This is a genomic window from Armatimonas sp., from assembly GCF_043757465.1.
In the GTDB taxonomy this organism is placed as follows: Bacteria; Armatimonadota; Armatimonadia; order Armatimonadales; family Armatimonadaceae; genus Armatimonas.
In genome coordinates this window covers 34,130-45,134 of record NZ_JAYVPL010000139.1, presented here as the reverse complement: position 1 = coordinate 45,134, position 11,005 = coordinate 34,130, and the positions used below count along the sequence as shown (strand labels likewise).

Annotated in this window: 9 protein-coding genes; 8 read left to right on the top strand and 1 reads right to left on the bottom strand. The window is 60.3% G+C overall.

Annotated features, from left to right (window positions below):
* Positions 1 to 1,030: RNA-guided endonuclease InsQ/TnpB family protein (locus ACH2ED_RS19410; RefSeq protein WP_395094363.1), on the bottom strand; the 1,030-nt coding region annotated here is incomplete at its 3' end.
* 149 nt (positions 1,031 to 1,179) lie between these two features.
* On the opposite strand from ACH2ED_RS19410, the gene rsmH reads away from it, so the two are divergent.
* From rsmH to ftsW, 8 genes are all read left to right on the top strand, one after another.
* Positions 1,180 to 2,079: a 16S rRNA (cytosine(1402)-N(4))-methyltransferase RsmH gene (gene rsmH, locus ACH2ED_RS19405; protein ID WP_395094362.1), complete on the top strand. Its 900-nt coding sequence runs from the start codon at positions 1,180 to 1,182 to the stop codon at positions 2,077 to 2,079.
* A 23-nt stretch (positions 2,080 to 2,102) separates the two neighbouring features.
* On the top strand, positions 2,103 to 2,504 hold the full coding sequence (locus ACH2ED_RS19400; protein WP_395094361.1) for a hypothetical protein: 402 nt from the start codon (positions 2,103 to 2,105) through the stop codon (positions 2,502 to 2,504).
* A gap of 1 nt (position 2,505) precedes the next feature.
* Positions 2,506 to 4,467, top strand: coding sequence for a peptidoglycan D,D-transpeptidase FtsI family protein (locus tag ACH2ED_RS19395; RefSeq protein WP_395094360.1), 1,962 nt, complete (start codon positions 2,506 to 2,508; stop codon positions 4,465 to 4,467).
* A 42-nt stretch (positions 4,468 to 4,509) separates the two neighbouring features.
* The gene (locus tag ACH2ED_RS19390; protein ID WP_395094359.1) at positions 4,510 to 5,985 is read left to right on the top strand and encodes a UDP-N-acetylmuramoyl-L-alanyl-D-glutamate--2,6-diaminopimelate ligase; all 1,476 of its coding nucleotides are present in this window, start codon (positions 4,510 to 4,512) and stop codon (positions 5,983 to 5,985) included.
* Between the two features lie 85 nt (positions 5,986 to 6,070).
* Positions 6,071 to 7,465 carry a UDP-N-acetylmuramoyl-tripeptide--D-alanyl-D-alanine ligase gene (gene murF, locus ACH2ED_RS19385; RefSeq protein ID WP_395094358.1) on the top strand — a complete coding sequence of 465 codons (1,395 nt, stop codon included), beginning with the start codon at positions 6,071 to 6,073 and terminating at the stop codon, positions 7,463 to 7,465.
* Positions 7,462 to 8,490 carry a phospho-N-acetylmuramoyl-pentapeptide-transferase gene (gene mraY, locus ACH2ED_RS19380; RefSeq protein ID WP_395094357.1) on the top strand — a complete coding sequence of 343 codons (1,029 nt, stop codon included), beginning with the start codon at positions 7,462 to 7,464 and terminating at the stop codon, positions 8,488 to 8,490. Before murF ends, mraY begins: the two co-directional genes overlap by 4 nt.
* Entirely contained in the window at positions 8,487 to 9,800 is a 1,314-nt protein-coding gene (murD, locus tag ACH2ED_RS19375) for a UDP-N-acetylmuramoyl-L-alanine--D-glutamate ligase (protein ID WP_395094356.1), read from the top strand. Before mraY ends, murD begins: the two co-directional genes overlap by 4 nt.
* Entirely contained in the window at positions 9,797 to 11,005 is a 1,209-nt protein-coding gene (ftsW, locus tag ACH2ED_RS19370; protein ID WP_395094355.1) for a putative lipid II flippase FtsW, read from the top strand. Before murD ends, ftsW begins: the two co-directional genes overlap by 4 nt.

The window sequence follows — 11,005 nt, the reverse complement described above, 5'->3', positions numbered from 1 at the left end:
TCAGAGCTGCATTGCAGTCTGCATTGAGTTCCAGGCCACAGCTTAGACACTGGAATTGAGATTGAGATTTTCGATTATGCTTATCGCAATAACCACAGGTAGAACACGTCCGGGAAGTGTAGGCGGGATCAACCAGCACTACAGGCAAACCCGCACGCCTCGCCTTGTACTCAATCCTCTGAAGCAACTGAAAGAAGCTCCAGTTTCCAAGTTCAAAACGCATTTCTCGGCTAAAACCGTTTCCTCGATCTCTAATACCACTGAGGTTTTCAAGAGCAAGTGCCTTCCCGAGCTTCGCCGCAGATTCGACAAGCCTGCGACTTATATTGTGGTTCACCCATTTGGTGAACCGACTTTGCCTTCGTCCGAGCTTTTGAAGGTGGCGCTTGGCGGATTTAGAACCACACTGCTGAAGTCCTGCACGAAGCCGTCTCATGCGGCGGCGAAGGGTTCGCACTTCAAGCCCGCTGTACTGATTTCCTTCGCTATCCGTAGCAATCTCAACAATGCCAAGGTCTACGCCAAGGAATCCATTGACTTCACGAAGCGGAGGGTCTTCAATGTCGCAGACAGCCATCAGGTAGAACTCCCCATCAACAAGGCAAAGCTCCGATTCTCCTCGTTGTCCTTCAAGAAGCCTTGTTTGATAGTCGCCACAGACAAACGGGATTTTCTCCCGTCCATTGACCGTCCAGATGCTCACCATCTTCTTGTCAAGCATATACCGGAGTATTCTGGAATCGTAAGCGATAGCCCCATGAGGGCGAAAAGATCGCTTCGTGAGCTTGTCGAGTTTGTAGGCATCGGCGACTTTGGCAAAGAGCAGAATAGCGACCTGTGCAGTCAGCCCCGTGTTCCGGCGAATGCTGTCATACCAAAGTTTTTGCAAATCAAAACGCTTGAATACCTTCGAGGCAAACGCACCTTCAGAGACAATGTTAGCCGCTTGATTAGCAGTCTCCAGAGTCTTGTTGAGATATTCGCGTTGCTTCTGCGTGGGCAAGAGCTTGACTTGTGCGACGAGTTTCACTACCTACATACTGTTACTACAGTGACGAAATCGGAAAGGCAAGGCAAAACTAAATTTAAGAGTCAAAGAGGGATACCTCTATGCGGTTCCCAATTCCTCCCCCGGCTAAACGCCCAAAGGGCACCCGGAGCCTCCTTGGAGGTTTCTCTGTGAGTGTCTACCACACACCCGTTTTACTCGCGGAGCTTCTAGAGTGGCTGAACCCACAGCTCGGGAAGTTTTTTCTCGATGGCACTGCGGGCGGCGGCGGTCACACGCGGGCGTTTGCCGAGCGCGGGGCGCACGTGATCGCCGTGGATCAGGATCCAGAGGCGCTCGCCGAGTGCGAGAAGTCTTGTGCCGAGCTGCCGGTAACACTCTGGCGAGGAAATTTTGCGCAGCTAGAGCTTGCTGCAACCGTGCCGCTGGATGCGATCCTGCTAGATCTTGGGGTCTCGTCGCACCAGCTCGACACGCCTGAGCGGGGCTTCGCACTACGCTACTGCGGGCCGCTGGACATGCGCATGGACACGGATTCTGAGCGGGAGACCGCCGCCGAGCTGCTCAACCGCCTGCCTGAGAAAGAGATCGCGCGAATTTTATTTGAGTACGGTGAGGAGAGCCGCTCCCGGCGGATCGCCATCGAGATTGTCAAAGGCCGCCCCCTCCAGACCACCGACGATCTGGTGGCCTGTATCCGCCGCGCCATGCCCTTTCGAACGCGGCCCGGTGAGATCCATCCGGCGACGAAGACCTTTCAGGGCATCCGTATTGCCGTGAATGCGGAGCTAGGCGTGCTGGAGCAAGTGCTCCCGGCCGCGGTTCGCTGCTTGAAACCCGGCGGACGGCTTGCGGTGATCAGCTACCACTCCTTGGAAGATCGGCTTGTCAAAACCGCCTTCAATCAGCTCTCCGGCAAGCGTGAGAACTCCGACCTGCCCCACCCCGGCCCGGAGCCCCCGGTGGTGCTGGAGGTGCTCACCAAGAAACCGATCACGCCAGGCGACGATGAGCTACGGCGCAACCCACGCTCACGGAGCGCAAAGCTTCGTGTGGGTCAGAAAATCTAAGGGAGGAACGAAAGACAGTGGCAGTGAAGCAAAGAGTGCGCGAGCGGCAAAAACGCCGTGTCCGACACCCACAGATAGTTGTCCAGGTGCCCACGGCGGCACTAGGCAGACAACACCCCCAGCACTGGCAGCAGCGCCGTCAGGAGCTTCTGCGCCGTGAGCGTGCGATGGCCGCACTCTTTGGGGTGATCTCTCTGGTGGGAACTCTCGCAATGCTCTACGTCGCTGCCCAGGCCGCTGCAACCGATGAAGGCTACCAGCGCATGGATCTGCGCCGGGCGATTAAAGCTCTTAATGCGGAGAACGTCGGGATTCAGCGTGAGATTCGTGGGCTGGAAAATGGCAATGCCATCGGCCAGCTCGCCGGGCAGCGTAACCTCGTACGCTCACCGGAAGGCATCCACTACTTTGGAGAAAAACACTGAGATGGTTACTCCCACACACACAAAACGTCGCAGTCATCGCGAGACGCACGCGGAGTTCGAGCGCTGTACATCGTCGCGACTAAACAAAGTGGCGCTGGTACTCGCCGCGGCCCATGTTTTTCTTCTGGGGCGACTTGCCTTTATCCAGGTCGGGCGCACGAAAGAGCTCACGGCGGAGTCGCTCACGCGCTGGCGTGCTCCCCGCACCCTCCCCCCCGCGCGCGGGCTAATCTACGATCGCACGGGAGCACTCCTGGTGCAGAATGAGCCCGGCTTCGCGGTCGTGGTGGATCCCAACCGCTGGTTTGTCGGCAATAGTACCAACCCCAAAGCAAAAGACCTTCCCGAAGACCGTCGAGCGCACGCCCTCCGTGTGCTGGGGCGCTTCTTCCCCGCCGAGAAGCTTACCTGGATCAGCCAGCTAGACATGAGTCACCGCGAGCACGGCAAGCGTCTTCCGACGCGCGAGGTGGTTCGCTGGGTCCCGGAAGCGACCATCGAGCAGCTTCGCCAAGTGACTGTGAACCTGGCTCCACCGATACCCGCATCTGAGAAAAAGAGAAAAGGGGCGCTGGCAATGCCACAGGCCGAGCTGCCTGGTGTCAGCTACCCCGCCTCAACCCGGCGGCGCGCACTCAACGGTGAGCTTGCCGCGCATGTATTGGGCTTCACCGAGGAGAGCGGTGAGCATGCCTGGCGCGGTGTCGAGCTAAGCCAGCAGAACACGCTGAAAGGGCAGACGGGGAAAGTCAGCTATGCATTTGACCGGATGGGAATGATTCCGGGCACCGAGAATATCCGTCAAAAACTTATCCCCGGCTCCCATCTCTATCTCACCCTGGATGCGGATCTCCAGCACGATGTCGAGCAGGCACTCGGGGCGGCGGTGCATCAGCACGCGGCGGAGGCGGGTGTCGCTATTGTGCTGGATGTTCACAACGGCGATGTACTGGCGATGGCGAGCGCCCCAAACTACAATATCAATACCGCGCGCACGCCCGATCCCACTCAGAAGGCCGACATAAACACACGCAATAACTGGGCCGTGCAGAGCATCTACGAGCCGGGCTCCACCCTGAAATCACTCACTCTGGCCGCTGCCCTTGAGGAACATGAAGTCACGCTAAACAGCCTGTTCTACTGCAGCGGCTCGCGAAAGATCGCCAAAGACACCATTCACTGTGCCGCCCACAGGGAGTTCCAGCACGGCCATGGCACCCAGAGCCTGATCGGGGTTCTTAGCCACTCCTGCAACCTGGCCACCGCCGAGTGTGGCGCACGGCTCGGCGACAAAAAGCTCCACCAGTACCTGCAAGACTTTGGAATCGGGGAGAAGACAAAAGTGGGCCTGCCCAGTGAGGCGTCTGGAGCGCTCCATGACCCCAACCGTAAGCCCTGGAGTCAAATCTCACTGGCGAACGTCAGTTTCGGGCAAGGCGTCTCCGTGACACCGCTCCAGCTCGCCGCTGCCTACACCGTCTTTGCCGATGGCCGCTATCATGCCCCTCGCCTCGTCCGCGCGGTGCGCGATGCCGAGACCGATGTCATTAAAGAGGCACCTATTCGGCCAACCCGGCGGGTTCTCTCCGAGGAGACAGCCGCTAAAGTGCGGCAGATGCTCGGAAGCGCGGTCGAGGAGGGCACCGGGCAGCCTGCTCAGGTCAATGGCTACACGGCGGGTGGCAAGACAGGCACGGCACAGATGGCAAAAGACGGCTACCGTGGCTACAGCAAGCGCTTTGTGGCCTCGTTTGTGGGCCTGGTGCCGCTCAAAGACCCGCAATTTGTGATCCTCACAATGATCCGTGACCCTAAGAAAGGTGACCACTTCGGTGGCTCCGTGGCGGGGCCGATCTTCAAGGAGATTGCCGAGCGGGCGCTGCTGCTGCGACGAGTCCCGCGAGATAGCCCCCTCACTCCCAAAAATAAGAAACGGGGCAAGGTCAGCACAGCGGAAGGCTAGCGGAGAAGAAAAATAGAGAAGAAAAGTTTAGCTAAGATTGACATGACGACACTAACACAACTGGCGCACGCACGCACTCTCTCAGGCGCACAACGACATGGTGAGGCCACTCTTACGGCACTGGAGTACGACTCACGGGCAGTCGCGCCCGGAGCGCTTTTTGTCGCCGTGGTCGGGGAGCGCTTCGATGCGCACGACTTTCTGCCCGATGTCGCGGCAAGAGGCGCGGCGGCAGTGGTAGTGGAGCGAGCCGATGCCGTCCCGGCGGGGCTACCGTATCTCCTGGTGGAAAACTGCCGTGAGGCGCTCGCGCCACTCGCCTGCGCCTTCTGGGACAACCCCACCCAGATGCTCTGCCTCGCGGGAGTGACGGGAACCAACGGCAAGACCAGCACGATGCGGCTAATAGATGCCATCGCGCGCGCCTCGGGCGAGGTCACGGGCTCGATTGGAACCCTCGGAGCCACGGTGGGCGATGTGGCGCTGCCCCACGACCGAACCACCCCTGAGTCCGCCGATCTCCAGCGCCTCTTTGCCCAGATGCTCGCCGCGGGAGCACGCTCCGCCGCAATGGAGGTGGCCTCGCACGCACTCGTTATGCGCCGCACCGCAGGCTGCGTCTTTGATGTCGCCGTTTTTACCAACCTGACGCAGGACCACCTGGATTTCCATAAGACCATGGAGGCCTACGAAGCCGCCAAAGCACTGCTCTTTACGGAGTATCAGCCCCGTGTCGCCGTGCTGAACACCGACGATGCCGCAGGTGCGCGCTACGCCAATAGCACCACGGCACGCCAGACACTCACCTACTCACCATCGGGAAAGACGTCTGCCGATATGACGCCGGAAGACATTCAGTTGGCCGTTGACTCGCTAAAGTTCACCGCAAAAACCCCGATCGGTGACGTGCAGGTCCGGCTCGGCTTTGGCGGGACGTTTCAGATCGGCAACGTGCTGGCCGCCATTGGCTACGGCGTGGCGCGGGGCTTCTCGCCAGCGACAATCGCCGCCGGGCTCGCCGCCTGCCCGCCCGTGCCGGGGCGTTTTCACCCCGTCCAAGCCGGACAAGACTTCGCGGTTCTCGTGGACTACGCCCATACCCCCGATGGCGTCGAGAATGTGCTCAAAGCCGCGCGGCCTCTAACAACAGGCCGCCTCATCACCGTCTTTGGCTGCGGCGGCGATCGCGATAAGACCAAGCGTCCCCTAATGGGCCAGCTCGCAAAAACCCTCTCGGATATCGCCATCGCCACAAGCGATAATCCACGCACCGAGGACCCAGAAAAGATTCTCGATGATATTCTGGCTCCCCCGTTATCAGGGGTGGGGGGGGAAACCCGTGTCTTTCGGGAAGCAGACCGGCGCAAGGCCATCGCACTTGCTGTGGGCATGGCTAAAAAAGGCGACACGATTGTGATTGCGGGCAAGGGCCACGAAGACTATCAAATCATCGGACGCGAGAAGTTCCCCTTCGCCGACCAGGATGTGGCACGCGAGGAGATCGAAAAATGCCTGTGATGCCCCCCACCCCCCGTCCAACGGGGGAGATACAAGGTTCCCTTCCACATTGTCCCCCCGCCCAGCGGGGGTTAGGGGGTAGGTCATGCCTTTCGCACTAACGCTCCGTGAGGCTGCGGCGGCAGTTGGAGCGGCTCCTCCGTCAGAGGATTTGCCTCTGACGAGCCTCTCCACCGACACGCGAACCCTTCAGCCGGGTGCTCTCTTTGTGGCGCTCAAGGGCGAGAAATTCGATGGCCATGACTACGTGGTGCAGGCCATCGGGGCGGGTGCCGTTGCGATTGTCGCCGACTATAATGTCGCCGCGTTCGTGCCGGTTCTGGTGGCGAAGAACACTACCGCAGCGCTGGGCAATCTGGCGCAGGCGGTGCGCCAGACGTTCAGCGGGCCGGTCATCGGGATCACGGGGAGCATCGGCAAGACAACCACAAAAGAGCTGACAGCGACACTCTTAGAGACGATGTTCTCAGTGACGAAGTCCGGCGCGAACTTTAATAACGAGATCGGAGTACCGCAGACGATATTCGGCGCTTCTGAGACGTCTACGGCGTGGATTTTAGAGATGGGAATGCGCGGCGGCGGGCAGATCGCGGAGCTGGCAAGAATTTCGCAGCCGACGGTGGGAATTATCACGGGCATCGGGCTCTCGCACATCGAGCTTCTCGGGAGCCGCCAGGCAATTGCCAACGCCAAAGCCGAACTTTTTGAGGCGCTACCCAGCGACGGTATCTCGATCTTTCCGGCTGACGACGACTTCGCGCAGACACTGGAAACGAAATCACGTGGACGTGTGCTCAGGGTCGGCTTAGATACCAAAGCGGAGGTACAGGCGACGGATATTAGCCGCCAGGAGAATGGCTGGCGCTTCACGATACACTCGCCGTGGGGCACGCAAAAAGCGTTTTTACCGTCTGCCGGGCGCTTCAATATTCAAAATGCCCTGCTGGGAATCGCGGCAGGCGGAGCGCTGGGCATTCCGCTCGACTCGCTCGCAAAGGCCCTCCTACGCTTCGAGCCGCCCGCGATGCGCCTGGAGACCCTCACGGCTACTTGCGGGGCGACCATTATCGCGGACTGCTACAACGCCGCGCCAGACTCCATGGTGGGTGCGCTCCAGACGCTCTCCGAGACACCGATCAGCGGCACCGGCAAGCGCATCGCCGTGCTGGGTGAGATGAAGGAGCTGGGGCGCTTCGCCGAGGAGGCGCACCGCATGGTTGGCCGCGTCGCCGCCAAGCTCAAGCTCGATCTCTTGGTTCTGGTCGGGGAGCAGACCACGTTTCTCTCCGCCGCAGCCGTCGCCGAGGGCTTTGACCGTAACAATGTCTTTTACTTTGAGAAAACGCAGCAAGCCGCGGAGGCAATCGCCTTTATCGCGCAAAACGGCGATGTGATTCTGGCGAAAGGCTCGCGAGCGCTAGAGCTAGAGCGTGTCGTCAAAGCGCTTCAGCCGGACTGGACGGGGGGAAAGCACGAATGAGCCTGCCTGGAATCCCTTTTCTCATCGCCTTTGTGCTGGTTCTGGCACTAGGGCCGCGCATTATTGCCAGGCTACGCGCCGCTAAGAAAGTCCAGCCGATCAGTGAGGACGCTCCCGAGGCACATAAGCTCAAGCACGGAACCCCGACAATGGGAGGCCTGCTGATTCTCCTTGCCACGGGCGTCGCCACCCTAGGCTGGCTGGTCTGGGAGCGCACCAGCGCCAGCGAGAACGGCTCGGGGCTGCTCACCCCGACGCGGCGCTGGCACTTGATCGCAACCCTGCTGGTCTTTGTGTGCGGCGGCATGATCGGTGTTCTCGATGATGTGGGCAAGGCGCGTAAAAAGCAAAATAAAGCGGGCCTCTCGGAGCGTGCGAAGTTGGTCCTGCAAGCGGCTGTCGCGCTGGGCTTTGCGCTCTATCTCTACTTCGACAAGCACAACACGATGGTACTCGGGGTGAACTTAGGATTTACCTACTACGTGCTCGCGGCACTGTGCATTATTGGCTTTGGCAATGCCGTGAACTTCACCGACGGCCTCGATGGGCTGGCAAGTGGCACGACCCTCATTGCCGCATCCGCACTGGGCTATGTCGCCTTTAACCTTAGCCCCGACCCTGAGATGGCCGTTTTCTACGGGGCGCTGGCCGGGGCGTGTGCAGGTTTTCTGTGCTTCAATGCCTACCCCGCGCGGGTGTTCATGGGCGATACCGGCTCGCTGGCGCTGGGAATGGGCCTCGCGGCGGCGGCAGTTGTTTCTCAGCAGGAGATTCTTCTCTTTGTGGTCGGTGCGCTCTATCTGGCCGAGATCGCCTCGATGATGCTCCAGCGCTATGTCTTTAAGTACCGGCGGATCAAGCACGGGCTGGAGTACGCGCAGAGCCACCGGGTCTTCAGGCGCGCCCCGCTCCACCACCACTTTGAGGAGCTGGGCTGGCACGAGGTACAGGTCGTGGTGCGTTTCTGGATGGTAGCACTGGCGGCGGCGCTGGTCGGGATTCTCTGTGTGGGAGGAATGCGATGAGAGTTGCGGTTCTCGGTCTGGCGGCAACGGGCCTCGCGACGGCGCGTGCGCTGGTGGCGGAGGGTGCGGAGGTGGTTCTCTGTGATGCCAGGCCAGAGGAGCAGCTCTCTTTTGAGCGCGTGGCCGAGGCGCGGGCGCTTCCGGGTGTCACGCTCTGGCTGGGCACCACGGAGCTACCAGACAATCTGGTGCTGGTCGTCCCCTCGCCGGGTGTCCCTCCCACCGCCCTGCCCCTGCTTGCCGCCCAGGCACGTGGCATTGAAATCTCCAGCGAGATCGAGATCGCGTACCGGCTGGCAAGCGCTCCGATTCTAGCGATCACGGGCACTAACGGCAAGACAACAACCGCCGCCATGCTCGGGGCGATCTGTCAGGCGGCGGGAAAGAAGACCTATCTTGCGGGCAATATCGCCGAGGACCACGGCAAGCGCCTGCCCTTGATCGAGGCCGCCACCCAAGCCCCCAAAGATGCCGTGATTATCGCGGAGATTTCGTCGTTTCAGTTGGAGTGGGTAAGCTCGTTTCGTCCCCGGATCGCGGCATGGCTCAACCTCTCCACGGACCACCTGGATCGCTACGCCACGATGTCTGAGTACGGACAGACCAAGGCGCGGATTTTTGCCGCACAGCAGCACAGCGACTTTGCCGTTGTGAATGCCGATGACCGCTATGTTCGCTGCCTGAGTGGTGGGAGCGGCAAGGGCATGCGGCTCCCCTTCCATGGGGAGACTCCCACCCTAGCTCCCGCGCTGCAGCTGTCTCCCGAGGAGCTCCTCGTCCCTGGGAAACACAACCTCGCCAACGCCGTCGCGGCCTCGGCGATGGGGCTTGCTTTTGGCCTGAACCCCCTGAAAATTGCGGAAGGTCTGCGTGGCTTCCGTGGAGTGGCGCATCGAATGGAGCTGGTCGGAGAGAAGCACGGCGTGCGCTTTATCAATAACTCCATGTGCACCAACCCCGCCGCTGTCGCCGCCTCGCTCTCCGCTCTCTCCGGAGGCGTGATTGCCATCGCGGGGGGACGGCACAAAGGCGTAGACCTCCAGCCTATGGTGGAGGCTCTGGCGCACCATGCGCGCCACGTCGTACTGATCGGAGAGCACGGCCCTCTTTTGGGGGATGCGCTCGCGGAAAGTGGTTTTACGAACACGCAGCAGGCGCACTCACTCGCCGATGCTGTACAGCGTGCGGCGGCGCAGGCACGTTCTGGTGAGAGCGTGCTACTAGTGCCTGGCTTTGCAAGCTTTGACATGTTCACCGGGTTTGAGCAGCGTGGTCAGGCCTTTCGAGATGCTGTAGGTGACTTACTATGAATGAGAATCAACGACGGCTCGCACCCGACTGGTGGCTTTTTGCCATTATCTTGCTCCTGCTGATGTTTGGCATCGTAATGGTGTATGATTCGTCGTACTGCATCGCACTGGCCTACGATGACTACAACCACGACCCCTTCTACTTCGCCCGTAAGCAGTTGACCTATGGCTTGCTGGGCCTGGGCGGCCTACTGATCTGCTCCAGGATTCCCTACTGGTGGTGGAAGCGGCTGGCTGTTCCCGGTCTGCTGATCTCCATCGCCTTGCTACTCATCGTCTGGCGCAGTGGACACTCGTCGCTGGGTGCCCGCCGCTGGATTGGCTTTGGTCCGATTGTTATCCAACCCTCTGAAGTTGCCAAGCTTGCCGTAGTTCTCTTTTTGTCCTGGGTATTAACGCAGAAACGGCCCCTGATCCAGACAGGCAGGGGCGTTTTCTGGCTCTCCGTGGCGGTGGGAATTCCGATTGTGCTAACGGAGCGCCAGCCCGACCTAGGAACCGCAGCAACGATCTTTGTGATCTATCTGATTATGCTCACAGCGGCAGGCGTCCAGCGAAAGCACCTCGCCATTCTCCTGGGAGTCAGTGCACTTCTTGCCGTGGGAACCCTCTACTTGCCGAGCAAGAGCCACCCAGATGAGCCTAACTACCGGATGCGCCGGATGCTGACCTTCATCCACCCTGAGGCGGACAAAGAAAAAGATGGCTACCAGGTCTGGCGCGGGCTGGTGGCACTGGGCAGTGGCGGCACCTCGGGAGTGGGTCTGGGCAATAGCCACGAGAAGCGCCCGGGTGGCCTGCCCGCACAGCGCACGGACTTTATCTTCACCGTGATCGGTGAGGAGTTCGGGCTCCTGGGCACCTCGCTCGTCTTATTGGGATTTTTCGGGCTGGCCTGCCGTGGCCTGAGTATCGCGCTACGCACCAAAGACCCGTTCGGGCGTTTTCTGGCAACGGGGCTGACGGTGATGGTCTCTGGGCAAGCGCTGATCAATATGGCGGTCGTGACCGCCTGCGCTCCAACAACCGGCATCCCGCTGCCCCTGATCTCCTACGGTGGCTCATCGCTCATCCCGACGCTTTGCGGCCTGGGAATTCTTCTGAGCATCTCGTGCCGTCCGTTCTTCCGGGACAACCAGGGCAAGAAATCCCCGATCAAGGAGCGCCACAGCGAGCGCTTTTTCCGAAAGGCCGGGATCAAGTAG

Bases quoted from the DNA above. Each gene is read 5' to 3' on its own strand.
- ACH2ED_RS19395 (WP_395094360.1), top strand. From the start codon at position 2,506: ATGGTTACTCCCACACACACAAAACGTCGCAGTCATCGCGAGACGCAC.
- ACH2ED_RS19390 (WP_395094359.1), top strand. From the start codon at position 4,510: ATGACGACACTAACACAACTGGCGCACGCACGCACTCTCTCAGGCGCA.
- murF (WP_395094358.1), top strand. From the start codon at position 6,071: ATGCCTTTCGCACTAACGCTCCGTGAGGCTGCGGCGGCAGTTGGAGCG.
- mraY (WP_395094357.1), top strand. From the start codon at position 7,462: ATGAGCCTGCCTGGAATCCCTTTTCTCATCGCCTTTGTGCTGGTTCTG.
- murD (WP_395094356.1), top strand. From the start codon at position 8,487: ATGAGAGTTGCGGTTCTCGGTCTGGCGGCAACGGGCCTCGCGACGGCG.
- ftsW (WP_395094355.1), top strand. From the start codon at position 9,797: ATGAATGAGAATCAACGACGGCTCGCACCCGACTGGTGGCTTTTTGCC.